Source organism: Bradyrhizobium betae (genome assembly GCF_050632175.1).
GTDB lineage: Bacteria > Pseudomonadota > Alphaproteobacteria > Rhizobiales > Xanthobacteraceae > Bradyrhizobium > Bradyrhizobium betae_B.
The window spans coordinates 1,862,004-1,886,199 of the sequence record NZ_CP192576.1 but is presented as its reverse complement, the minus strand read 5'-3'; the positions used below and the strand labels follow the sequence as shown (position 1 = coordinate 1,886,199).

The 24,196-nt window shown below is 64.8% G+C and carries 21 protein-coding genes and 2 pseudogenes; 17 read left to right on the top strand and 6 right to left on the bottom strand.

What is annotated here, in order from left to right:
- Together ACQ86E_RS09295 and ACQ86E_RS09290 are read left to right on the top strand one after the other, a co-directional pair.
- A complete protein-coding gene (locus tag ACQ86E_RS09295; protein WP_431205133.1) occupies positions 1-348 on the top strand; it encodes a RidA family protein in 348 nt (115 codons plus the stop codon).
- Positions 349-492: 144 nt separating this feature from the next.
- Positions 493-2,106, top strand: a complete 1,614-nt coding sequence (locus ACQ86E_RS09290; RefSeq protein ID WP_431205132.1) for an ABC-F family ATP-binding cassette domain-containing protein — start codon at positions 493-495, stop codon at positions 2,104-2,106.
- 175 nt (positions 2,107-2,281) lie between these two features.
- Here ACQ86E_RS09290 and ACQ86E_RS09285 read toward each other — a convergent pair whose 3' ends face one another.
- Positions 2,282-3,616: a dicarboxylate/amino acid:cation symporter gene (locus ACQ86E_RS09285; RefSeq protein ID WP_431205131.1), complete on the bottom strand. Its 1,335-nt coding sequence runs from the start codon at positions 3,614-3,616 to the stop codon at positions 2,282-2,284.
- Between the two features lie 221 nt (positions 3,617-3,837).
- On the opposite strand from ACQ86E_RS09285, the gene ACQ86E_RS09280 reads away from it, so the two are divergent.
- Positions 3,838-4,674, top strand: a complete 837-nt coding sequence (locus ACQ86E_RS09280) for an SDR family oxidoreductase (RefSeq protein WP_431205130.1) — start codon at positions 3,838-3,840, stop codon at positions 4,672-4,674.
- 26 nt (positions 4,675-4,700) lie between these two features.
- On the opposite strand, the gene ACQ86E_RS09275 is transcribed toward ACQ86E_RS09280, so the two are convergent.
- The gene (locus ACQ86E_RS09275; RefSeq protein ID WP_041748050.1) at positions 4,701-4,961 is read right to left on the bottom strand and encodes a DUF1488 domain-containing protein; all 261 of its coding nucleotides are present in this window, start codon (positions 4,959-4,961) and stop codon (positions 4,701-4,703) included.
- A 458-nt stretch (positions 4,962-5,419) separates the two neighbouring features.
- Here ACQ86E_RS09275 and ACQ86E_RS09270 point away from each other — a divergent pair, with 458 nt between their 5' ends.
- Both ACQ86E_RS09270 and ACQ86E_RS09265 read left to right on the top strand, forming a co-directional pair.
- Complete coding sequence (locus ACQ86E_RS09270; protein ID WP_431205129.1) at positions 5,420-5,656, top strand: hypothetical protein; 237 nt, start codon at positions 5,420-5,422, stop codon at positions 5,654-5,656.
- 211 nt (positions 5,657-5,867) lie between these two features.
- Positions 5,868-6,100 (top strand): annotated as a pseudogene (locus ACQ86E_RS09265) (Sir2 family NAD-dependent protein deacetylase); the annotation flags it as partial.
- A gap of 27 nt (positions 6,101-6,127) precedes the next feature.
- On the opposite strand, the gene ACQ86E_RS09260 reads toward ACQ86E_RS09265, so the two are convergent.
- Positions 6,128-6,976 (bottom strand): adhesin, encoded by an 849-nt coding sequence (locus tag ACQ86E_RS09260; protein WP_431205128.1) that lies wholly within the window; start codon positions 6,974-6,976, stop codon positions 6,128-6,130.
- A gap of 559 nt (positions 6,977-7,535) precedes the next feature.
- Between ACQ86E_RS09260 and ACQ86E_RS09255 the strand changes: the two genes are divergently transcribed.
- The 8 genes and pseudogenes from ACQ86E_RS09255 (at position 7,536) to ACQ86E_RS09220 (ending at position 17,137) form a co-directional block, all read left to right on the top strand.
- A complete protein-coding gene (locus tag ACQ86E_RS09255; protein ID WP_431205127.1) occupies positions 7,536-8,144 on the top strand; it encodes a hypothetical protein in 609 nt (202 codons plus the stop codon).
- A gap of 179 nt (positions 8,145-8,323) precedes the next feature.
- Positions 8,324-9,460: a helix-turn-helix transcriptional regulator gene (locus ACQ86E_RS09250; RefSeq protein WP_431205126.1), complete on the top strand. Its 1,137-nt coding sequence runs from the start codon at positions 8,324-8,326 to the stop codon at positions 9,458-9,460.
- A gap of 38 nt (positions 9,461-9,498) precedes the next feature.
- Positions 9,499-10,305 (top strand): NAD-dependent protein deacetylase, encoded by an 807-nt coding sequence (locus ACQ86E_RS09245; protein ID WP_431205125.1) that lies wholly within the window; start codon positions 9,499-9,501, stop codon positions 10,303-10,305.
- Between the two features lie 117 nt (positions 10,306-10,422).
- Entirely contained in the window at positions 10,423-12,507 is a 2,085-nt protein-coding gene (locus tag ACQ86E_RS09240) for a hydantoinase/oxoprolinase family protein (RefSeq protein ID WP_431205124.1), read from the top strand.
- Positions 12,508-12,509: 2 nt separating this feature from the next.
- Positions 12,510-14,167: pseudogene (locus tag ACQ86E_RS09235) on the top strand (hydantoinase B/oxoprolinase family protein).
- Positions 14,168-14,200: 33 nt separating this feature from the next.
- Complete coding sequence (locus ACQ86E_RS09230; RefSeq protein ID WP_431205123.1) at positions 14,201-15,199, top strand: TRAP transporter substrate-binding protein; 999 nt, start codon at positions 14,201-14,203, stop codon at positions 15,197-15,199.
- An 8-nt stretch (positions 15,200-15,207) separates the two neighbouring features.
- On the top strand, positions 15,208-15,801 hold the full coding sequence (locus ACQ86E_RS09225) for a TRAP transporter small permease subunit (protein ID WP_431205122.1): 594 nt from the start codon (positions 15,208-15,210) through the stop codon (positions 15,799-15,801).
- A 31-nt stretch (positions 15,802-15,832) separates the two neighbouring features.
- A complete protein-coding gene (locus ACQ86E_RS09220; protein ID WP_431205121.1) occupies positions 15,833-17,137 on the top strand; it encodes a TRAP transporter large permease in 1,305 nt (434 codons plus the stop codon).
- Positions 17,138-17,188: 51 nt separating this feature from the next.
- Here ACQ86E_RS09220 and ACQ86E_RS09215 read toward each other — a convergent pair whose 3' ends face one another.
- Positions 17,189-17,833 carry a glutathione binding-like protein gene (locus ACQ86E_RS09215; protein WP_431205120.1) on the bottom strand — a complete coding sequence of 215 codons (645 nt, stop codon included), beginning with the start codon at positions 17,831-17,833 and terminating at the stop codon, positions 17,189-17,191.
- 114 nt (positions 17,834-17,947) lie between these two features.
- Between ACQ86E_RS09215 and ACQ86E_RS09210 the strand changes: the two genes are divergently transcribed.
- On the top strand, positions 17,948-18,598 hold the full coding sequence (locus ACQ86E_RS09210; protein ID WP_431205119.1) for a TetR/AcrR family transcriptional regulator: 651 nt from the start codon (positions 17,948-17,950) through the stop codon (positions 18,596-18,598).
- A gap of 71 nt (positions 18,599-18,669) precedes the next feature.
- Here the strand turns inward: ACQ86E_RS09210 and ACQ86E_RS09205 are convergent, their stop codons facing one another.
- A complete protein-coding gene (locus ACQ86E_RS09205; RefSeq protein ID WP_431205118.1) occupies positions 18,670-20,637 on the bottom strand; it encodes a cache domain-containing protein in 1,968 nt (655 codons plus the stop codon).
- Positions 20,638-20,731: 94 nt separating this feature from the next.
- A complete protein-coding gene (locus ACQ86E_RS09200) occupies positions 20,732-21,697 on the bottom strand; it encodes a 2-hydroxyacid dehydrogenase (protein WP_431205117.1) in 966 nt (321 codons plus the stop codon).
- Positions 21,698-21,841: 144 nt separating this feature from the next.
- Here ACQ86E_RS09200 and ACQ86E_RS09195 point away from each other — a divergent pair, with 144 nt between their 5' ends.
- The 3 genes from ACQ86E_RS09195 to ACQ86E_RS09185 all read left to right on the top strand — a co-directional run bounded on the left by ACQ86E_RS09195 (position 21,842) and on the right by ACQ86E_RS09185 (position 24,156).
- On the top strand, positions 21,842-22,210 hold the full coding sequence (locus ACQ86E_RS09195) for a YciI family protein (RefSeq protein WP_431205116.1): 369 nt from the start codon (positions 21,842-21,844) through the stop codon (positions 22,208-22,210).
- Positions 22,207-23,508, top strand: coding sequence for an RNA polymerase sigma factor (locus ACQ86E_RS09190; protein WP_431205115.1), 1,302 nt, complete (start codon positions 22,207-22,209; stop codon positions 23,506-23,508). The genes ACQ86E_RS09195 and ACQ86E_RS09190 overlap by 4 nt, the downstream gene beginning before the upstream one ends.
- Before the next feature lie 111 nt (positions 23,509-23,619).
- The gene (locus tag ACQ86E_RS09185) at positions 23,620-24,156 is read left to right on the top strand and encodes an SRPBCC family protein (RefSeq protein ID WP_431205114.1); all 537 of its coding nucleotides are present in this window, start codon (positions 23,620-23,622) and stop codon (positions 24,154-24,156) included.
- The last annotated feature ends 40 nt before the right edge of the window (positions 24,157-24,196 follow it).

Sequence of the window (24,196 nt, the reverse complement as noted above, 5' to 3'; positions counted from 1 at the left end):
ATGAGCATCACCCGCAGCATCCGCACGCCCATCATGCACCGCGCCGTCGAGGCCAACGGTTTCGTCTTCGTCGGCGGCACCATCGCCGACGACACCTCGGTCTCGATGGGCGACCAGACCCGCAACATTCTCGGCAAGATCGCCGGCTATCTGAAGGAAGCCGGCACCGACAAGAGCCGCGTCGTCAGCGCCTCGATCTTCGTCACCGACCTCTCAAAGAAGAAGGAGATGGATGCTGCCTGGACCGAGTTCTTCGGCGACAATCTGCCGACCCGTGCCACCGTCGGCGTCGCCGATCTCGGCGGCGGCGCGCTGATCGAAATCGTGGTGACCGCGCTCAAGGGCTGATGCGTTTGCCGGCTGGATCGGGCCGATGCGGCTTGATCTCCTCCGCCGGCAGGTTTAGTTAAGCCATCTCCTCAATCAGGATGGTCGCAGCCATGGATTTCAACCCGACCGCAAAGCTCATCCGCCTTGCTCACGGGGAACTCCATGCCTGCTTCAATCATCCTGTCGAACCTGTCGCTGTCCTCGCCTGACGGCCGGTCCCTCCTTTCCAATATCGACCTGACGTTCGGTGCCGAACGAACCGGGCTCGTCGGCCGCAATGGCGTCGGGAAAACGACGCTGCTTGCCACGATCTCCGGGCAGCACGATCCCCGCTCCGGACGCGTTCTGGTCAACGGCACCATCGGCCTGCTGCGCCAGGACGCGCAGCCGTTTGCCGGCGCGACCGTGGCTGATCTGTTCGGTGTCCGGCAGGCGCTGGAGCTGCTTCGTCGTGCCGAGCGAGGCGATGCCTCGGCCGACGACATCGCCGACGTCGACTGGACGCTCGACGCGCGGCTCGAGGCCGCGCTGGCGCGCCTCGGTTTCGATCCGTCTCCCGAGACGCGGCTGTCTTGCCTCTCCGGCGGTCAGATCACGCGGGTTCGTCTCGCCGCGCTTGTCTTTGCCGAGCCGGACTTCTTGCTGCTGGACGAGCCCACCAACAATCTCGACCGTGACGGACGCAAGGCGGTGACCGATCTCCTCGCCGGCTGGCGTAGCGGGGCCATCGTCGTCAGCCACGATCGGGGACTGCTCGAGACCATGGATGCGATCGTGGAGCTGACGACACTCGGTGCGATGCGATACGGCGGTGGTTGGACCAGCTACCGCGCGCAGCAGGCGGTCGAACTCGCGGCCGTCCGGCATGACCTCGCGCATGCCGAGAAGCACCTATCCGAGATCGATGGCAAGGCGCAGGAAGCCGCGGAGAGGAAGGCGCGCAAGGACAGCGGCGGGAGGAAGAAACGCGCCAAAGGCGACATGCCGCGGATTCTGGCCGGTGCGCGCAAGGACCGTAGCCAGGACAGCGGCGGAAAGACCTCGCAAATCGCGGAGCGTCGGAGGGCGGAGGCGGTCAACGCCGTCGACACGGCCCGTCGCCGCGTCGAGATCCTCCAGCCACTCTCGGTGAAGCTGCCCGCAACGAATTTGCCGGCGGGCAGAGAGGTACTTTGGCTCGACCGGGTCAGCGCCGGCTATCAGCCGGGGCGGGTGATCTTGCGCGACTTCTCGCTTACGATCGTCGGTCCCGAGCGCATCGCGCTGGTCGGGCCCAATGGCTCCGGAAAGACGACCTTGCTGAAGCTCATTGCAGGCGAGCTCAGTCCTCTCTCGGGTATCGTACGGGTCAGGCCGGATTTCGCCCTGTTCGACCAGCAGGTCAGCCTGCTCGATCCCGCGATCTCCATCCTGGACAATTTTCGGCGGCTCAATCCGAAAGCGGGTGCGAACGAATGCCATGCCGCGCTGGCGCGGTTCATGTTTCGAGCCGACGCGGCCTCGCAGCGTGTCGGAAGCCTGAGCGGCGGGCAGATGTTTCGTGCGGGCCTTGCGTGCGTGCTGGGCGGCTCAACGCCCCCGGCCCTGCTGATCCTGGACGAACCAACCAATCATCTGGACATCGAGTCCATCGAAGCGGTCGAGGCCGGCGTGAGGGCCTATGACGGCGCGCTGCTCGTCGTCAGCCACGACGAGGCGTTCCTGCAGGCGATTGGAGTTGCGCGGCGGCTCGATCTGTCCGTCCATGCGCAAAGTGAGCCCGGCGGGATCGTCTGATCCCGCCTCGCGGTCCGGATATCGCAATGATTGCCAAATACCCGACGCCCTGCCGCCAGGACGTCGGGTGGAATGAATGAGTATCGGTCCGTGATCCCAACGCGGCTGTTGTGACGCGTGCCGCACCAATTGAGAACTCCGGGAAACTACCGCCTCGAACCGCGCTGCGCGTGGGCTACGCCGCCGCGCTGCCGCCCGGCTCCAGCGCCTCGCCGATCTCCAGCGGATGGGCCATGGTCTGGTGCAGCGCGTCGCGGTCGAGCTCGCCTTCGGAAATGCTGATCACGACGCAGGCGACGCCGTTGCCGATCAGATTGGTCAGCGCGCGGCACTCGCTCATGAACTTGTCGATGCCAACCAGGATCGCGATCGACTGGATCGGGATGTCGGGCACGATCGAGAGTGTCGCCGCCAGCGTGATGAAGCCGGCGCCGGTCACCCCCGAGGCGCCCTTGGAGGTGATCATGGCGATGCCGAGAATGCCGAGCTCCTGCCAGATCGTCAGATGGGTGTTGGTGGCCTGCGCCAGGAACAGCGTCGCCAGCGTCATGTAGATGTTGGTGCCGTCGAGGTTGAAGCTGTAGCCGGTCGGGATGACGAGACCGACCACCGAGCGCGAGGCGCCGAGATGCTCCATCTTCTGGATCATCTGCGGCAGCACAGTCTCGGACGACGAGGTGCCGAGCACGATTAAAAGCTCGTCCTTGATATAGGCGATGAAGCGCAGGATCGAGAAGCCAGCGAGCCGCGCGATCGAGCCCAGCACGATCAGCACGAACAGGATGCTGGTGAGATAGAACGTGCCGATCAGGGCAGCGAGGTTGAGCAGCGAGCCGAGGCCGTAGGCGCCGACCGTGAAGGCCATCGCGCCGAACGCACCGATCGGCGCCACGCGCACGATGATGCGGATGATGCCGAAGAACATCTTTGCGGCCTTGTCGATGGCCTCAGCGATCGGCTCGCCTGCCTTGCCGAGGAAGGCGATGGCGAAGCCGGAGAGGATCGAGATCAGCAAGACCTGCAGGAGGTCGCCGCGCGCAATCGCGCCCACATAGCTGTCGGGAATGATCGCCATCAAATGGGCGACGATGCCGTCTTCGTGGGCCTTGTTGACATAGGTCGCCACCGACTTCGGGTCGATGGTGGCGGGATCGATATTAAAGCCGTTGCCGGGCTGGAGAATCTCGCCGACCAACAGGCCGATCGCGAGCGCCACCGTCGACACCGTCTCGAAATAGATCAGCGACTTCAGTCCGACCCTGCCGACGCGCTTGAGGTCGCCCATCGAGGAAATGCCGTGAACCACGGTGCAGAAGATGACAGGCGCGATCATCATCTTGATCAGCGCGATGAAGCCGTCGCCGAGCGGTTTCAGCGCCTTGCCGAGATCCGGATAGAGATAGCCGATCAGCACGCCGAGCACGATCGCGATCAGGACCTGGACGTAGAGGATCGTATACCAGGGCTGATGCCGCCGGTGAATGGCAGGCTGGATCGCAATCTGTGTCATACCCTTGGCCCCGGAACGCATTGATCTTGCATGATTTACATCATGTGATGGCGGCCCCGGAAGCGACAATCACTTTTTTGTCGGATCGCACGAAGATCGGCCGCTGCACCGCAATGATCTCGCGGGCACGGACGCAGCTTGGTGATGGAACAAAAATCTGGTTTCCCTGATGTTATGTCGTGACGTCGCGATGAGACGTCGAAGATGACCTGGAGCCGACCATGCCGCAGACTGATCGTTCAATCCCGTTTCCCTCGCGTCTCATCGGCCAATATGCCCTGGTGACCGGGGCCTCGCAGGGCATCGGCCGCGCGGTCGCGATCCGCATGGCGGAGGAGGGCGCGACGGTTGCGATCAACTATTTCGGACATGTCGATCGGGCCGAGGAAACGCTTGCGCTGGCTCGGACGGCATCGAGCGATAGGGGACACGGCAAGCTCGATCATGTCATCGTCCAGGCGGACGTTGCCAGCGAAAGCGAAATATCCGCGATGTTCGAGACGATCCTGGCGCGCTGGAAGCGGCTCGATTGCCTCGTTAACAATGCGGGTTTCCAAAAGGAATCGCCGAGCGAGTCGCTCGACATCGAAACCTATCGCCGCATCATCGATGTCAATCTCAACGGCGCCGTGCTGTGCGCGCAGAAGGCGCTCGCGCATTTCGTTGCGCGCGGCGGGGGCGGCAACATCATCAACTGCTCGAGCGTCCACCAGATCATCCCGAAGCCCGGCTATCTCGCCTATTCCATCAGCAAGGGCGGGATGGCCAATCTGACGCGCACGCTCGCGCTGGAATTCGCCGGCCGCGGCATCCGCGTCAACGCGGTGGGGCCCGGTGCGATTGACACGCCGATCAATGAAGCGTGGCGGAACAATCCCGAAAAACGCGGGGAGGTTACCAGTCACATTCCGCTCGGCCGCGTCGGAACGCCGGAAGAGATCGCCGCCGTATTCGCGTTCCTCGCTTCGGACGACGCCAGCTACATCACCGGGCAGACGATCTACGCCTGCGGAGGCCTGACGCTATTCCCGGAGTTCCGCGAGAACTGGGCGAGCTAGACCAGGGCAAGTTCGAGCGGACAGTTTCAAAAATCTCCCGCGACCAGATCGTAAGAGCCCCTGCTGCCGCGAACATATTTCCTTGCCGCAGCGGCACATATCAGGTCGCGGTGGGAATCGAACGCGTTCAGAAAACCCGACTCGTTGGGATTCGCGCCCGGCTGGATATGCTTCAATGCGCCCTCATCAATGTAGAACGAGGCCTCGATGGCGCTGTCGTGTCCCCAGAACCGCACGGCTCGGCGTGTCCGGTCATATGAGCGGCTGTGATTTGGAAAATCGATCATGGTTCGGGCCCGATCAGGTTGCAGGTGCCAGCGTCGGCTTGAACGCGGCACTTTTGAGGAGGCGGCACTCGGGCAGGTACGTCAAGAACACGGACACGTCGTCGAGGCCCGGATAGGCCATCCTTGTAGGCCATTCTTGGCAAAGCGCGCGGCGAGGGGCACGGCTGCTGCTAGTCGGGCGCGCTACTGGCGACCACGATGCTATAGCCCAGTTAAATGCGTATCATGACGAATAGTTTCTGCCGGACCTCGTTATTCGGCGAAACATCACTATATCCCACTTATCACCGCGCGCCCCTCGGCTGTTATCGGTGACTGAGAGCATTGCGCTCCCGCCGTGATCAAGAGGCGGTCGATATGTCGGATTCTCCTGAATACAGTCTTCGCGAGTGGCTCGTACCTCCGGTGCTGCTGCCGGTCTTCTTCATGCTGCTGGTTGCCGCTGCGATGATCATACAATGGTAACAGGTTTCGGCGTGCCGTTGTCGTCGCCGTCGGGTGAAGCGGGCAGCTCGTCGGAACTGATCCAGTCGCCTTTGGCGGGCGAGCTGAATGCCAAGGTGATCGAGGCCCTCGATCGGGCTCGCAGGATGCCGTTGGGAGACGAGCGTACTGCTGCGATGCGCAGGGCCGCGATCCTTGGAAATGCAGCTGAGATCCTCGCGTACTTCTCCATAAAGAAGGCGCCCCAGTAGAATGATGATGCCGCGGCCTCCCTCATTTCGTGATGGAAGGTCGCACTGATTCTCCGAGTGGCGCGACGCCAACACAGCCTGCAAGTGGCAGGAGCCGCATATGGCGAATTGGCACCGCGCGCCAGAGCGAGCTCGTGACACGGATTTGCGGGTCTCGCGCCGCCGCGCGTGTGATCTGGAAAAACCTGCCGGCGCAGACAACATCTGCGCCATGACAAACCCTCCGGCGCCAAGCCCTTCGCTCCAGGATTCGTCGGCCGGCACGAGCGTCTGTTCGTGCTGACCGGTGCCGGCTGCAGCACCAATTCGGGCATTCCCGACTATCGCGACAGTGCCGGCAATTGGAAGCGAACCCAGCCGGTCAACTTCCAGGCCTTCATGGCGGAAGAGCAGACGCGCCAGCGTTACTGGGCGCGTAGCCTGATCGGATGGCGGCGGTTCGGCCTCGACCGGCGACCTGGAAGCCTCGCGCTAGAACTCGCCACCGATGCCGACATAGCCGGTGTGCTCGGTGCCACCACCATTGCCGTAGCCGCCGACCACGCTCAGCGGCATGGCGGTGTTGAGACGGTGCGCAAAGCCGAAACCGAAGCCGCCTTCGCCGTGATAGACGGAGCCGCGCATCTGCCAGGTGGTCTTGCCGGGCGCCGACGGCATCGGTGCGCTCGCGGTGGCGACCGCCGCAGCGATACCACGTCGCGCCTCGGTGCGGTTGTCCCAGATCTGCGACTGTAAGCCGGAGAGCTGCGACTGGAAGCCGGAGGACATCCCGCTCAGCTGACTCATGTTGACGGCGTCCGTCGGGTTGATGCCCGCGGCGACGTTGGTCAGCCGGCGCTCGCTGCCGGCGGTGCCGAACGACACTGTGTTGGCGGCGCTCGCCACCGAATTTGCGCCGATCGCGACCGAGTTTGCCCCCAGCGCCTGCGCGCTTGCGCCAAAGGCACTCGCAGTCGCGCCGTTGGCAATGCTGTTTGCGCCGGTAGCCGTCGCGTTGATTCCGATCGCCTGGCTGGCAGAGCCCGTCGCGGTTGCGAAATTGCCGGTCGCTCTCGCGAAGAACCCGGTTGCAGTTGCCTGCAGGCCGTTTGCAGCGCTGGCAGAGCCGACCGCGGTCGCGATGTCTCCGATCGCGGTGGCCCCACTTCCCAGCGCGCTGGCACCGTTTCCGGCGGCATGCGCGTTGCCGCCGATCGCCGTGGCGATGATGCCGGTTGCCGTAGCGGCCTGACCGACCGCCGTGGCGGCGCCACCGTTCGCGGTCGCTTGCTCACCGAAGGCCGACGCGGCAGCGCCGGTCGTTGTGGCCTGGCTTCCCACTGCCGTTGCGCTGCCCGAGGGGCGTTGTTCACGCCGCCACCTGCGGCGTAGTCGGCCGCCGCAGCCGCCTTGGGCGCCAGCAACGGGGCCGCGGCGGCGGCGAGGAGGAAACCTGCCGATACCAGGCGGTGGATGAAGGTCGCGCGGCGCGCCCTGGACTGCGCGCGCCTGGGTTCGCAATGACGTGCTAGGTTCCATCCGCGAAGCAATCCGAATGACATCGTTTAAACGCCCCAGTTTCATTGTTGGCGCGAACGTGCGGAATGGATGCTGGAGGCGCATCAACCATTGGGTTGAAGTCGGCTCGATGTCGCTGCAGGACGGTTAGTTTTTTGCTGCGTGTTGCAGAATTGCTGTGCGCCTTCGGCTGAGTGGTGGAACCAGCGCAGACTTTTCCGCGTGTATTTCGGCAACAACCCGACGAAAAGCGGCCGATAGGAATGGGAACACCGCGACCTCAACCGAATGGTTGATGCGTGGCACGCAATCTCGCTCCACCTATGTTCTTCATAGCAGACACTGAAGCGCATCGATCAATGATTGACAGAACCCGCTCGCCATGACGCTGCGCTGGTTGAGTGCCACTCTCGGGCTCCCGATAATTGGGCTCCTGATTCTGGGGGTCGTCACGACGTCTGCGCAACAGACGTCGCCGCAGCCACACCAGGCGGCGCCGCCGCAGCCGCAGGCCGCAGCGAAGCCGGCCAATATCGACCGCAACGGCGTTCTGATGCTGATCCGCTCGACGCTGCTTGCGCTCGACCACGCCAACAAGACCGGAAACTACACCGTGCTGCGCGATCTCGGCGCGCCCGGTTTCCAGGTCAACACCGCCGCAAAACTCGCGGAGATATTCGCAAAGCAGCGCGGCGACAAGCTCGATCTTTCCGGCGTCACCGTCATCGACCCGCAATTGTCGCTGCTGCCGCAGATCGAGCCGAGCGGATTGCTGCACATGGCGGGCTTCTTTCCGTCGGTGCCCTCGCAGGTGAATTTCGAGTTGCTGTTTGCACCGGTCGATGGACAATGGCGCGTGTTCGGCGTGTCGCTGTCGGTCGGTCAGTCTTCGCCGGTAGCGCCTCCGGCACCGGAGCCACTGCCACCGGGTAAAGCGGTCGTCTCGCAGAAGCAGGTCGCTCCGCCAAAGCCGATCGTGACTCCGAAATAGTCCATGCCGTTGCCTGTGAGTGGCACGTGAAGATCGTCGCGACTGCCCGAGACACTGCCACCTGCAGGGGCTTTGCGTCATTCGTAAGGTTGGAGTTTTGCTGTCGTCATCGACATGGTGGTAATTTGGACTGAAGGCGCCAATGCCCTGCATGCTTGTTTGGAATGATGAAGTTGGCGGTGACCTCTGAATCTGCTCTGCTGTCAGAGCTGATCGGCCTGGTTTATGACGCCGCGCTCGATCCCGCCCTGTGGCCGCGTGCCCTGGAGCAGGCTTGCCTGTTCGTCGGCGGTTCCTCCGGCGTCCTGTTCTGGCACGATGCGGCCATCCAACGATCGGCCGTTCTGCATATCTTCAACGAAGACCCGCACTTCACGGATCTCTATTTCGGCAAGTATCTTCCCCTCAATCCCTGTTTTCCGGCCGCTTCGTTCGTCGAGGCCGGCGTCGTCTGCGGATCTACCGATCTCGTCCCCTTCGCGGAAATGGTCGAGACTCGTTTCTACAAGGAGTGGATGAAGCCGCAGGGCATCATCGATGCTCTCGCCACGAACCTGGAGAAGAGTGCAACGGGCGCATCGATCCTCGCCGTCCGTTTGCACGAGGAGCACGGGCTCGCAGATGCCGACGATCGTCGCCGGCTCGCGCTTATTGTTCCGCATTTCCAGCGCGCGGTGTCGATCGGACGGCTGTTCGATCAGAGCAGGTCGGCGCAGGCGGTGCTGGCCCAGGTGCTCGACAACGTCACGGCTGCCGTCTTCCTGGTCGGCCCGAACGGGCGCCTGGTCTTCACCAATGCGCCGGGACGGGCCATGCTGGACGAGGCCTCGCTGCTGATCGAGCGGAACGGCAATTTGGCTGCAGTCGCGTCCGAGGCGCAGCGGGCCCTCCGCGACGCGCTAGCGACCGCCGAGAACGGCAATATTGCGCCTGATGGCAGCGGTCCTGTTTCGCTCTCGAAGGCGCTGTCGGGCCAGTGGTTCGCAAATGTGCTGCCGCTGACTTCTGGCGACCGTCAGCGTACTGGCGCGCTGCATTCCGCCGTTGCCGCGGTGTTCGTCCGCAAGACCTCGCCCGCAAGTCCGCCGTCGCTGGAAGCGCTGGCGAAGCTCTACAAGCTCACGGCCAGCGAAATCCGTGTGATCGACGCCGTCTTGAAGGTGAGCGGGGTGAAGGCGCTGGCCGAGGCGCTCGGGCTGACCCAGGCGACAGTCAAGACCCACCTTCACAACGTCTTCCACAAGACCGGCACCGCGCGGCAGAGCGAACTCGTGAAGCTGGTGGTCGGTTTTGCGCCGCCGCCGCCGCGGGAGTGATCTGGAAAAACCCGCTGGCGCGGACTACATCTGTGTCCATGGCAAACACTCCGCTCCAGGATTTCGTCGGCCGGCACGCGCGTCTGTTCGTGCTGACCGGTGCCGGCTGCAGCACCAATTCGGGCATTCCCGACTATCGCGACAGTTTCGGCAATTGGAAGCGAACCCAGCCGGTCAACTTCCAGGCCTTCATGGCGGAAGAGCAGACGCGCCAGCGTTACTGGGCGCGTAGCCTGATCGGATGGCGGCGGTTCGGCCTGGCCCGCCCGAACGATGCGCATCATGCGCTGGCCCGCCTCGAGGCCAGCGGTCGGTGCGAGATGCTGCTGACTCAAAACGTCGATCGGCTGCATCAGTCTGCCGGCCACCGGCAGGTGATCGACCTGCACGGTCGGCTCGATCTGGTCCGTTGCATGGGTTGCGGCGCCAAGACGCCGCGCAAGGAATTCCAGCAGACGCTGGGCCGCGCGAACGCGGAGTGGCTGACGCTCGATGCTGCGGATGCACCGGATGGCGACGCTGATCTCGAGCACGCGGATTTCTCGTCGTTCACAGTGCCCGCCTGCGAGGCCTGCGGTGGCATCCTCAAGCCCGACGTCGTGTTCTTCGGCGAGAACGTTCCGCGCGACATCGTTGCTACCGCGCAGGATCATCTCGAGCAGGCGGACGCCATGCTGGTGGTCGGCTCGTCGCTGATGGTCTATTCCGGCTTCCGCTTCGTGCAGGCCGCGGCGCAGCGGCAGATCCCGATCGCTGCCGTCAATCTCGGACGCACGCGTGCCGATGATCTCCTGACCCTGAAGGTCGAGCAGCCTTGCGAGGCTGCGCTCGCATTCTTGCTCTGACGCAGCACGCATCCCTCAATCGCATAGGTGCCACGCGCTTCACCGCCGGGGGCGCCGCTGGTATGGAAATTGCTCAGTTTTCACCCTGAGTTATGACGATCAGCCGGAGAATTTGGTATGCTTGAAGGAGCCGAGGTGCGGCTTGCCGTCGATATCGGTGGTACGTTCACCGACATCGTGCTGGACGTGGGTCAGGATCGCAAGACACGCAAGGTGCTGACCACGCCGCAGCGGCCCGAACAGGCGGTGCTGGATGGAATGCGTCTCATTCTCGCCGACGCGCGTGCCCATATCAGCGACATCGATGTCTTCATTCACGGCACCACGCTCGCGACCAACGCCATCATCGAGCGGCGCGGCGCGAAAACGGCGCTGATCGCGACCGAGGGCTTCCGCGACGTGCTCGATATCGGCACCGAGAGCCGCTATGATCAGTATGATCTCACCATCGACAAGCCGAAACCGCTGGCGCCGCGCAGCCTTCGCTTCACCGTGCCCGAGCGTATCGATGCCCACGGCGCCGTTCGCCTCCCGCTGGACGAAGCATCCGTGCGTGCGCTCGCGCCGAAATTGCGCGAACTGAAGGTCGAGAGCGTCGCGATCGCTTTCCTGCACTCCTATGCCAATCCCGAGCATGAGCGACGCGCGGCCGCGATCATCAGCGAGGAGATGCCTGGCATCTCCGTAACTGTTTCTTCGGCCGTTTGTCCAGAAATTCGCGAGTATGAGCGTACATCGACTGCGGTCGCGAACGCCTATGTGCAACCGCTGATCGACGGCTATCTCGCCCGCATGGCGGATGCCTTGCAGGTGGAGCAATACCGCGGCGCCATCTATCTGGTCACCTCCGGCGGCGGCGTCACTTCGATCGAGACGGCGCGGCGCTTTCCGGTGCGACTCGTCGAATCCGGTCCCGCCGGCGGCGCCATTTTCGCGGCGCAGATCGCAGCAAGGCTCGGCGAGACCAAGGTGCTCTCGTTCGACATGGGCGGCACCACCGCAAAGATCTGTCTGATCGAAAAATACCAGCCCGAAACCTCGCGCGTGTTCGAGGTCGATCGCGCTGCGCGCTTTCTCAAGGGCTCGGGTCTGCCGGTGCGCATTCCCGTGATCGAGATGGTCGAGATCGGCGCCGGCGGCGGCTCGATCGCGCATGTCGACGCGATGAAGCGCGTCACGGTCGGCCCCGAGAGTGCCTCGTCGGAGCCGGGACCCGCCTGCTATGGCCGCGGCGGCCAGCGCCCGGCCGTTACGGATGCAGACGTCGCGCTCGGCATGATCGATCCCGATGCGTTTGCCGGCGGCACGATCAAGCTCGACCCGGAGCTTTCCAAGCAGGCGCTGCTGCGCGCCGTCGGCGAGCCGCTGGGCCTGTCGGCGGAAACGGCGGCCTATGCGGTGCACGAGGTCGTCTGCGAGAACATGGCCAGCGCTGCGCGCGTGCACGCGGTCGAACGCGGCGAGATCGTCGGCCAGCACACGCTGATCGCCTTCGGCGGCGCCGCGCCGCTGCACGCAGCGCGCGTGGCCGAGAAGATCGGCGTCTCCCGCGTGATCGTGCCCTCGAATGCCGGCGTCGGTTCGGCCGTTGGATTCCTGGCCGCTCCGATCGCCTATGAGCTGGTGCGCAGCCGCCACGTCCGTCTCGACGATTTTGATACCGAGGCGGTGTCGGATCTCCTGCAGGAGATGGTGACCGAAGCCCGCGCGCTGGTGGAGCCAGGTGCTGCCGGTGCGCCCGTGCGCGAGCGGCGCGCCGCCTTCATGCGCTATGTCGGCCAGGGCCACGAGATCACGATCGAGCTGCCGAACCGCCCGCTGAATTCGGCCGATCTTGCCGGCCTGCGCCAGAAGTTCGAGGCCGACTACTCGGCGATGTTCGAGCGGTCGATCCCGGGCGCAGCGATCGAGGTGTTGAGCTGGTCGGTGCTCGCGACCACCGATGCGCGCAATCCCGCCGTCGTTGCCTCGGTCGCGCGCACGCCCGCCGGCAAGGCTTCCGGCAGCCGCAAGTTCTTCGACGGCCGCGCGGGAGAAGTGATCGAGATCCCGCTCTATCGCCGCGAGGACATGGCGCCGGGTGCCACGATTGCGGGCCCCGCCGTGATCGCCGAGGACGAAACCTCCACGTTCGTCTCCAACAGTTTCGACGCCCATATCGACGGGGCCGGCAGCATCGTCATGGAACGGAAGGCAGCCTGATCATGAGCAAGGCAAGTGGCGCGAGCCTGATCGATCTCCAGATCATGTGGCACCGGCTGATCGCCGTGGTCGAGGAGCAGGCGCAGGTGCTGCTCCGCACCGCCTTCAGCCCGATCGTGCGCGAATGCGGTGACCTCTCGGCCGGCGTGTTCGACCTCAAGGGCCGGATGCTGGCGCAGGCGGTGACGGGCACGCCCGGGCACGTCAACTCGATGGCGGAATCGGTCAAGCACTTCATCGCGCAGTTCCCGATCGAGACGATGAAGGAGGGCGACGCCTACATCACCAACGATCCCTGGATGGGCACCGGCCATCTCAACGACTTCGTCGTCACAACGCCCTGCTTCAAGGACGGCAAGCCGGTCGCGCTGTTCTCCTGCACCAGCCATCTCATGGATATCGGCGGCATCGGCTTCGGTCCTGACGCCACCGACGTGTTCATGGAGGGGCTTTACATTCCCATGCTGAAGCTGATCGACCAGGGCGTCGTCAACGAGACGCTGATGGCGATGATCCGCACCAACACGCGGCTGCCGATCGACACCGAGGGCGATACCTATTCGCTCGCCGGCTGCAACGACGTCGGCTGCGAGCGCCTGGTCGAGATGATGACCGAGTTCGAGATCGACACGCTCGACGTGCTCGGCGACTACATCTGCGACCGCTCGCGCGAGGCCGTGCTCGCCGAGATCGCAAAATTGCCGAAGGGGACATGGCGCAACAGCATGGTCGTCGACGGCTATGATTCGCCTGTCACGCTGGCGGCGACGCTGACGATTTCTGACACAGGCATCCACGTCGATTTCGACGGCACCTCTGCCGCCTCGAAGTTCGGCATCAACGTGCCCCTGTCCTACACCATTGCCTATACCGTGTTCGGCCTCGGCTGCGTCGTCGCCTCGCAGATCCCGAACAATGCCGGCTCGCTCTCGCCGCTGACAGTGTCCGCGCCTTCGGGGGCGATCCTCAACGCGCCGAAGCCGGCGCCGGTCGCCTCGCGTCACATCATCGGCCAGATGCTGCCCGACGTCGTGTTCGGCTGCCTGCGCCAGATCATTCCCGAGCGCGTGCCGGCCGAGGGCACCTCGTGCCTGTGGAATCTCAATGTGCGCGGACAGACGCGCTCCGGCGCCGGCGGCAATTACGGATTCTCGATGGCGGTGACGAGCAACGGCGGCACCGGCGCCCGCTTTGCGAAGGACGGATTGTCGGCCACGGCCTATCCGAGCGGCGTGCGCGGCACGCCGGTCGAGATCGCCGAGACGCAGACGCCGCTGATCTTCTGGCGCAAGGAGCTGCGTCCGGATTCCGGCGGGGCAGGGCGCACTCGCGGCGGTCTCGGCCAGATCATCGAGGTCGGCAGCGGCGTCGATGCGCCGTTCGATATTCTGGCGGCGTTCGATCGCATCGATCATCCACCGCGCGGCCGCGATGGCGGCAAGAACGGCGAGGCCGGCTATGTCGGCCTGAAGTCGGGAAAGAAGCTGCGCGGCAAGGGCTTTCAGCAAGTGCCGCCGGATGATCGTCTCGTCGTGCTGACCCCGGCGGGGCCGGCATCGGCGCGCCCGCCGAGCGCGATCGCGCGGCGGTCGATGACGACATCGAAAGCGGCCTCGTGTCTGCCGACAACGCGGTTGCAGTTTATGGCTATGCGCGGTGACGCGTCAGTACGTTTGGTAAATGGAGGGGCTCTATGATTACGCGACGTAACTTCACTGCAGGCGCAGCGACGCTGCTCGCCGCCGGCCACATTTCGACCCGCGCGCGGGCCGCGACCGTGAGCTGGGACATGTCGACGGTTTGGCCTGACGGCAATTTTCACACCCAGAACGCGATGGCCTTCGCCGAAGAGGTGAAGAAGCAGACCGGCGGTTCGGTCGCCATCACCGTGAAGGCGGGCGGCCAGCTCGGCTTCAAGGGCCCCGAGCATCTGCGTGCCGTACGCGACGGCCTGGTGCCGCTCGCCGACGTCCTCAACATCCAGCAGGTCGGCGACGAGCCCTTCATGGGCGTCGAGAGCATTCCCTTCCTGTGCGGCTCGATGGACGAACTCAAGGTGCTGCACAAATACGTGCGGCCCGAATACGAGAAGGTTGCCGCGCGCAACAACCAGAAAATCCTCTACATCGTGCCTTGGCCGACGCAGTACCTGCACCTCAAGATCAAGACCGCCGACGTTGACGGCCTGAAGAACATCAAGATCCGGGTGCCCGACAAGGGCGCCGTCGACATGCTGGCTGCGATCGGCATGGCGCCGATCATGATTCCCTGGGGCGAGACGATTCCGGCCTTGGCGTCCGGCGCGGTCTCCGGCGTCTCGACCTCCGCGGTGTCGGGCGTCGACGGCAAGTTCTGGGAATTCCTGAAATACGTCTACCCGACCAACCACGTCTGGTCGTCGCAGATGCTCACCGTCAATCTCGATTCCTGGAAGGCGCTCAGTGCCGACCAGCAGAAGCTCGTCGCGGATACGGCGGCGAAGATGGAGCCGGCTTTCTGGGCGAACTCGCTCAAGGCCGACGTCGACAGCCTCAACCGCCTGAAGGAGGGTGGCATGGAGGTGGTGCCGGTCTCGCAGGCGATGATCACGGATATCCGGGCCAAGACCGCGCCGCAGCTCGAAGCCTTCCTCAAGCGCGTACCTGCGGCCGACAAGCCGGTGCGGGCCTATCTGGCCGAAATGAAACGCTGAGATCAATCATGGTCAGCGTTTCGCCTGCGGCTCCGCAAAGTCTCAACGCAGCGGCGCCCGCGCCGCTGCGCATCCTGCTCGACGGCATCGACCGTCTCGGTCGGCTCGACGGCTGGATCGGCGGCGGCTGCCTGCTCATGCTGACGCTGCTGATGCTGTGCGAGGTTGCAACCCGTTTCCTTTCGAACTTCCTGTCGTTCTTCCCGCCGACGATCTCGATCGCCTGGGAATATTCCTCCTACCTGATGGCGGCGTCCTTCACTTTCGGCGCCGCTATGACGCTGCGCGTCGGCGGCCACATCCGCGTCGTGCTGCTCCTGAAGAACGTGCCGCTCCCCGCGCAGCGCGCGCTCGAGATACTCTCGGCCGCGGCCGGCTTCGCCTTCATGGCCTTCCTGACCTCGTCGATGGGAAAATTCGCCTGGAGCGCCTTCGTGCGCGGCCAGGTCTCGACCTCGAGCGATACGCCGCTGTGGTTTCCGCAGGCGGTGGTGACCTTCGGCATGCTGCTGCTGACGCTCCAATTCCTGGCGCGCGCGATCCAGGCCGTGTTCGGCCTTCCCCTGGAGGATCACCGCATGAAGGCCTCTCCCGTCGAATGAACGCCTTTCTCGCTCCCGGATTCAAGATCGCATGACCGTCGAAGTCGTCGCCCTGTTCGCGATTCTGTTTGCGCTGCTGGCTTGCGGTGTATGGATCGGCCTCACTCTCGCGCTCACCGCGACGCTGCTGCTCGCGATGTTCCGCTCGATCCCACTCGACAAGCTGCTGCCGCAATACGCCTGGAACATCCTGACCACGCAGGAGCTGCTGGCGCTGCCGCTGTTCATTCTGATGGGCGAGCTGCTGTTCCGCACCAAGCTGTCGCGTTCGCTGTTCCAGGGGCTCGCGCCGTGGGCGGGGCTGCTGCCGGGCCGCCTCCTCCATGTCAACGTGATCGGCTGCACCATCTTCGCGGCGATCTCGGGCTCGTCGGCCGCGACCACGCAGGTGATCGGGCGCATGTCGCTCAACGAGCTCACGCGCCGCGGCTATTCCCGCGACATCGCGATCGGCTCGCTTGCCGGCGCCGGTACGCTCGGCTTCCTGATTCCGCCGTCCAACATCCTGATCATCTACGGCGTGCTCGGCGATGTCTCGATCCTGAAACTGTTCACGGCCGGCGTGCTGCCCGGGCTGCTGCTGGCCGGCAGCTTCATGGGCTGGGTGATGCTGCACACGACGCTCGACCGCACGCTGGTCCCGGAGTCGGAGGCCAGGCTGTCGCAGGTGCCGTGGGCCGAACGCTTCGCTGCGCTCAAGGACCTCGCGCCCGCGCTGTTCCTGATCGCCTGCGTACTCGGTTCGATGTATGGCGGGCTGGCGACGCCGTCGGAGGCCGCCGCTGTCGGCGTGCTCGGCGCGGCGCTGGTGGCCTGGGCGCAAGGTTCGATGTCGCAACAGGTTGTACGCGACGTACTGATCGGCTCGGTCGTCACCTGCTCGATGATCGCGCTGATCGTGCTTGGCGCCTCGATCCTCGGCAATGCCGCAGCGTTCCTCGGTATCCCGCAGGCGGTCGCGGCCTTCGTCAAGGGTCTCGGCCTGTCGCCCTTCATGCTGATCGTGGTGCTGATCGTCTTCTACCTGATCCTCGGCTGCTTCCTCGACGGCTTCTCGATGATCGTGATGACGCTGCCGATCGTGCTGCCGATCGTGAAGGGGGCGGGCTTCGACGAGATCTGGTTCGGCATCTTCCTCGTGCTCGCCGTCGAGATGGCGCAGATCACCCCGCCGGTCGGCTTCAACCTGTTCGTGATCCAGGGCCTGACCGACGACGGCCTCGGCTACATCGCCCGCGTCACGATGCCGTATCTGATCATCATGGTCGGCTTCGTGCTGCTGCTGGCGCTCTGGCCCGGCATCGTCACGATCCTGCCGCGGGTGCTGTACGGATAGAGGCGCGCCGCCCCGGCGTTGCGGCCGGGACGGCGCTTCGCTTCTCCAGGCTTATGCCGCCGCCTTTTTCCGCGCCAGCTCGGCCTTGTACAGCTCGAACTCCTCCGCGATGGCCTTCGCCACCGAGGGCCGCTGACGCAGGCGTTCGTAATAGGCCTTCACGTTCGGCCATTTCGCCAGTTCGATCGGCGGCGTCGCCATGGTCCAGTTGATAACCGTAACGAGATAGGCATCCGCGACGCTGAAATGGTCGAGCAGGAAATCGCGTCCCCCAAGGTAGTTGTCGAGATAATCGAGCCGCGACAGGTTCTTCTCCAGCGCATAGGCTTTGGTTTCCTGCGGCGCCTTGCGGTCGAGCAGCGGGAGGAAGAGACCCTTGTGCAGCTCGGTGCCGACGAAGCACAGCCATTGATGCAGCCGCGTCCGATCGATGCCGGCGGGGGCGCCAAGGCCGGATTGCGGGAAGCGATCCGCGACATATTGCAGGATCGCCGCGTTCTCGGTCAGCACCACGCCCTCGTCGGTGCGCAGTGTCGGCACGAGGCCGATCGGATTCACGGTGCGGAAATCGGTGCCGTCGTTCAGCACCGTCTTGGTCGGCGGATCGACTTCGAGATAGTTCGCGTCGGCGCCGGCTTCATACAGCGCGACGCGCGTCGCCATCGAACAGGCGAGCGGCGAGAAATAAACATCCATCTTGGGCCTCCTGGGACAATTCCTCGATGTGATTTTTGGAGTATCTCAACCTGGCCAGATTGATTTTTGTACTGTCTTGCATAATATATGCCCGGTCAAGGATTAATTTGCGATATGGTACAAAATTCGAAGTCGCCAGCTGCTGCCGCTCCGCCCAAACGCCGCGGTCGTCCGCGCTCCTATGAACCCGAAATCGCGCTCGGCAAGGCGCTTGACCTGTTTCGCAAGCAGGGCTTCGCCGCGACCTCGCTCGACGATCTGAGCGAAGCCACCGGCATGAACCGTCCGAGCCTCTACGGTGCCTTCGGTGACAAGCGCGAACTCTACATCAAGAGCTATCAGCGCTACCGCGAGGAAGCGCGCGCGGCCATGGTGGAGATCTTTCGCCAGGAGATGCCGGTGCGCCGGAGGCTGGAGCGCATCTTCGCCTCCGCGCTGAACATCTATCTCTCCGGCGAAGCCGGCCCGCGCGGCTGCTTCACGGTGGTGACGGCGGCGTCCGAAGCGGTGGGTGATCCCGAGATCCGCGCGATGGTGCTCGATGGGTTGAACGAACTCGACAAGGCCTTTGCGAGTTGCTTCCGCAAAGCCAAGGAGAAGGGTGAGTTGCCGGAGAGCGCCGATCCCGCCGTGCTGGCGCAGGTCGCGTCAGCCACCGTGCACACCATCGCCATCCGCTCGCGCGCGCGTGTCCCACGGAAAGATCTGGAGGCGATCGTGAAGGGCGCGATCGATGTGATGGTGGGGGCAGGCGTTAAAACCTGAGCTGTTGTCCCCGCGCCCGTGCGCAATTGCCCACCAGGCGGAGACGATACCGAGTTTGAGGTCGCGCCTCGCTACGCCGCGCGAATCTGCGCCAGGAAACGATCGACCTCGTCCCGCAGCCGCTGCGACTGCTTCGACAGCTCGATCGCCGAGCCCAACACTTCTTCCGCGGCTGTCCCCGTCGCCGCGATGCCGTCGGTCACGCCCGCGATGTTATGCGAGACTTCGCCAGTGCGGGCGGCGGCCTGCTGCACGTTCTGTGCGATCTCCTGCGTCGCCGTGCCCTGCTGGCCGACGGCCGCCGCGATTGCGGCGGAGATTTCGTCGACCTGCTGGATGGTCGCGCAGATCGACTGGATGCCCTCGACCGCGCCTGACGTCTCGCCCTGCACGGCCGTCACCTGCGCACCGATCTCCTCGGTCGCCTTGGCGGTCTGGGTCGCCAGCGCCTTCACCTCGGAGGCGACCACGGCAAAGCCGCGGCCGGCTTCACCCGCGCGCGCGGCCTCGATGGTTGCGTTGAGCGCAAGCAGATTGGTCTGCCCCGCGATGCCGTTGATGAATGAGACGACGTCGCCGATCTTTTGCGCGGCATCCGCAAGGCTCTGGACCCGCGCATTCGATTGCCGCCCGTCGCTCGCGGCCTTGCCGACCACTTCGGTCGCGTGCGCAAGGCGGCGGCCGATCTCGGTCATCGACGAAGACAGCTCTTCCGCCGCGGCTGCGACCGTCTGCACGTTCTCCGAGGCCAGCGCCGAGGCCGACGACACCGTGCGGGTCTGCTCGCGCGACTGCGCGACGATGGCCGACATCGAGCGCGCCGTGTGCTCCATCTCGACGGCGGCCGAGGACACCGTGGTGACGACGTCGCGGATGCTGGCCTCGAAATTGTCGGCGAGCGCGGCGAACGCGCGCCGCTTCTCCGCCTCGGAGTGAGCCTTGGCCTCGAGCTGATCGGCTTGGAGCTTGCCAAAGTTGACGGCATTGTCGCGGAACACCGCGACCGCCTTCACCATGGCGCCGACCTCGTCATTCGCCTTGCTGACCGGAACCTCAACGTCGAGCCGCCCCTCCGCGAGCTCGCGCATGACCGATGTGATCGACAGGATCGGCCGCGAGATGCTGCGGGCGATCAGATAGCCGACGATCCCGGCCAGCACGAGCCCGAGCCCAGCAATTCCGATCGCGAGCATCCAGGCGCGGTCGGCGGAGGCCTCGTAATCGGCATTGTCCATCACCAGCTCGACCGCGCCGAGCGGCTTGCCGGAAAAATCCCTGATCGGTCCGAGCAGGGCTGCGACCGGCGTCGTGTCGAGCCTGGCCTGTCGCACGGTGAAATCGCCGCCGGTGGCGCGGCCATAGTCGGCCGCATCGAAGAAGCTCTTGCCCTTCAGCGTCCCGCCGAACAGCTTGAAGCTCGAGCCGTCGGAGAGATGGAAGGCGACATCGACGTGCCGATTGGCCTTGAAGTCGTCGAGGAACGACTGGCCAAAGGTCAGGCCGAATTCCACCGAGCCGAGATGCCTGCCTCCTTGCGCGATCGGCACCACGCCGCGGATGCCGAGGCCAGCGACACCGCCTTCGAGGCCGACCACCACCTTGTGGTCCTGGTTGGCGGCGACGACAGTCTTGCGGAAGCCGGAGAGGTCGTCGCCGAATTTCGCGGGCTGGTGCACGCGCAGGAACGAGGTCGCCGGCGCAAGATGGAACTGAAACTGCTCGACGCCGTATTCCGATTTGGTTGCGGCAAAGACCGGCCCGAACAGGCCGACCAGTGCGTTGCGATCCTGCTTCGCCATCGCGTCCTGCGTCGCCGGCATCGCGGCTACGACGGCGCTCATCGCGGCGGCACGACGGGATTCCTCGGTGATGCGCGATTGCAGGGCATCGTAATGGCTGCGCAGCTCGCGCTGGTCGGCGCGGTCGATGATTCCGGCGATGATCCACATCGCTCCCAGCACGGCAAACAGCGCTGTCGCTGCCGCCGTCACCGCTAGCGCGACCGTGATCCGCATCCTGAGTCCGAGGTTCGCGCGCATGTCCGATCCATTGGTCAAGCGTTGGTTTATAACGCTTAACAACTTCTCGCTAAGAGAGGATGAACGAGATACCGGCGGATCGGAGGAGGCGGGCTTAATACCCCCGCGCCCGATCCACCACGTTCTCCAGCGCGCCGCCCGCCTCGAATCTCGTGATCTGCTCGGCGACATAGGCCGAGATCGCATCCGCGTCGGTGTCGGCGGCGTTGTGCGGCGTCAGCACCACCTTCGGATGGGTCCAGAACCGGCTGTCCGTGGGCTGCGGCTCCTGAACGAACACGTCGAGCGAGACGGCGCCCAGCGTGCCGTCGTCGAGGCAGGCCAGGATGTCGGCTTCGTTCTGCAGGCCGCCGCGGCCGGCATTGATCAGGACGGGCGCGCCGAGCGGGCTCTTGCGGTTCAGCTTGGTGAAGACGTCGCGGTTGAGGATGCCGTGCGTATCCGGCGTCAGCGGCAACAGCGAGACCAGGATGTCGGTGGTGCGCAGGAACGCATCCATTCCCGTCGTGCCATGGAAGCACTCGACGCCCGCGATCGTGCGCGGGCTGCGGCTCCAGCCGGTGACGCGGAAGCCGAGCCGGCGCAGCACGTCGGCGGCATCGGCACCGAGCGTGCCCAATCCCATGACGCCAACCGTCACCGCACTCGCCGGCCACTGATATTTCGGCTCCCAGCGCCTGGCGCGCTGCGAGTCCCGCAGGTAGAGCTCCTGGCGGTGGTGCATCAGCACATGCAGCACGACATATTCGGTCATGCGGTTGGTCAGATCAGGCACGGCGACGCGCACCAGCGGCACATCAGGCAGGCTCCTGTCCGCCATCAGCGCATCGACGCCCGCGCCAAGATTGAAGATCGCCCGCAGATTGGGGAAGGCGCCGAGGTCGCCCGGCACCGGCTTCCACACCGCGGCATAGTGCACCTCGGCCGGATCGAGCCCGGCATCCGGCAGCAGCACCACGCGGCGGCCGCCGCAGACCGCGTCGAACCGGGCCTTCCAGCGCTCCGGCAGCCAGTTCTGCTGCGTGCTGTTGATCAGGACGGCCAGTGTGCCCATGGTCATTCGAAGTGCCTCATAAGGTTCCGCTTTTGGTCGCCCTCCTTGGCACGATCCGACGGATTTTTCTCGCAAATTTTTTCCGCAGCCCTGTCGGGGCGAGGCATATTGGATCGTCTTCAAAACAAGCGTTCAGGGAAGGGGCTGCCCATGCTTTATGCGATCCTCTGCTATCATGACGAGGACTTCGTCGGCTCCTGGAGCAAGGACCAGGACGAGGCCGTGATGAAGAAGCTCGCAACGGTGCAGGAGAGGCTCACGAGCCAAGGCCGCCTCGGACCGGTGGCGCGGCTGCTGCCGACCACGGCGGCTGCGACCCTGCGCAAGGAAGACCCGCCGCTGGTGCTCGACGGCCCCTATGCCGAAACCAAGGAGCAGTTGCTCGGCTTCTACATCGTCGACTGCAAGAACCTCGACGACGCCCTCGACGTGGCGCGCGACCTTGGTGCGGCCAATCCCGGTGGCGCTTATGAGGTGCGTCCGGTCGGCGTGTTCCGGCCCGGAGGGATTTCGGCGTGAGCGAGGCCGATACCGGCTGGATCGAGACCGCGCTGACTTCGGCGCGACCCCAGGCGGTGGGCGCGCTGCTCCGCTATTTCCGCGATCTCGATACCGCCGAAGAGGCCTTCCAGAACGCCTGCCTGCGCGCGCTCAAGACCTGGCCACAGAATGGCCCGCCGCGCGATCCAGCGGCCTGGCTGATCATGGTCGGCCGCAACGTCGCGATCGACGAGGTGCGCCGCGCCCGCAAGCAGGCGCCGCTGCCGGACGATGACCAGGCGATCTCCGATCTCGACGATGCCGAGGGCGCACTCGCCGAGCGGCTCGATGGCTCACACTATCGCGACGACATTCTGCGGCTGATGTTCATCTGCTGCCATCCGCAGTTGCCGGCGACGCAGCAAATTGCGCTGGCGCTGCGCATCGTCTCCGGCCTGACGGTGAAGCAGATCGCGCGCGCCTTCCTGGTCTCGGACGCTGCGATGGAGCAGCGCATCACCCGCGCCAAGGCGAAAGTCGCGGAGGCCGGGACGCCGTTCGAGACGCCGGGCGCGGTCGAGCGCTCCGAGCGGCTCGCCGGCGTCGCCGCCATGATCTACCTGATCTTCAACGAAGGCTATTCGGCAAGCGGCGACACCGCCGAGATCAGGAAGCCATTATGCGAGGAGGCGATCCGGCTGGCGCGGCTGCTGTTGCGGCTGTTCCAGAGCGAGCCGGAGATCATGGGGCTCACGGCGCTGATCCTGTTGCAGCATGCGCGCAGCGCCGCGCGCTTCGCCGCGGACGGCTCGCTGATCCTGCTGGAGGACCAGAACCGTTCGCTGTGGAACGGCAACATGATCGCGGAGGGGCTGGCGCTGATCGACAAGGCGATGCGACATCGCCGCAGCGGACCCTATCAGATCCAGGCCGCGATCGCCGCGCTGCATGCGCGTGCGTCGACGCCGGAGGAAACCGACTGGGCGCAGATCGACCTGCTCTATGGTGCGCTCGAAGTGGTGCAGCCTTCGCCGGTGGTGACGCTCAACCGCGCGGTCGCGGTCTCCAAGGTGCGCGGGCCGCAAGCAGCCCTCGACCTGATCGAGCCGCTGGCGCCGAAGCTGGCCAACTACTTCCATTTCTACGGCGTACGCGGCGCCTTCCTGATGCAGCTCGGCCGCAACGACGAAGCCCGCATCGCCTTCGACCGTGCCATCGCGCTCGCCAACACCTCGGCCGAGGCCGCCCACATCCGCATGCATATTGACCGGCTGATCCGGGACAATCAGCCCGAGGGCGCCAACGGGAACGCAAAGCAGGGGGCGAAGGCGAAATAGGGCAGGCTGTGTCCGCATCGTCATGCGGTGAAGGACGCCGAAAAATCCCGTTCCTAATTGTCGGCCCCGACCTCTCCCCTTCGTCCTCAGCCCGTGTCCAGGGAGTCCTTCATGCTGAAAGCCATCGCCATCATCGCTCTCGTGCTTGCGGTCGGGATCGTGGCCGTCCTCGCCTTTGCCTTCACCAAGCCCGACAGCTTCCGTGTCGAACGGAGCCTCAGAGTGAAGGCGCCGGCCGATGCCATCTATCCGCAGGTCGCCGATTTCCGTCGCTGGACAGGCTGGTCGCCCTATGAGAAGCGCGATCCCGCCATGAAGCGCACCTACGGCGGAGCAGCGCAGGGCAAGGGAGCGACCTATGCCTGGGACGGCAACAACAATGTCGGCGCCGGCCATATGGAGATTCTGGAGGCGAGCACTCCGTCGAAGCTGCGCATCAAGCTCGATTTCGAGCGTCCGTTCGAGGGCCACAACACCGCCGAGTTCACTTTTGTGCCGCAGGGCGATGCCACACAGGTCACATGGGCGATGGACGGTCCGGCCCCATTCATGTCCAAGGTGATGCAGGTGTTCATCAACATGGACAACATGATCGGCAAGGACTTCGAGGCCGGCCTCGCCAGCCTGAAGAAGCTGAGCGAGAAGTAACGAGGCTTACTCCCGAAGGAAGACCAAGAGGAGAGAAACC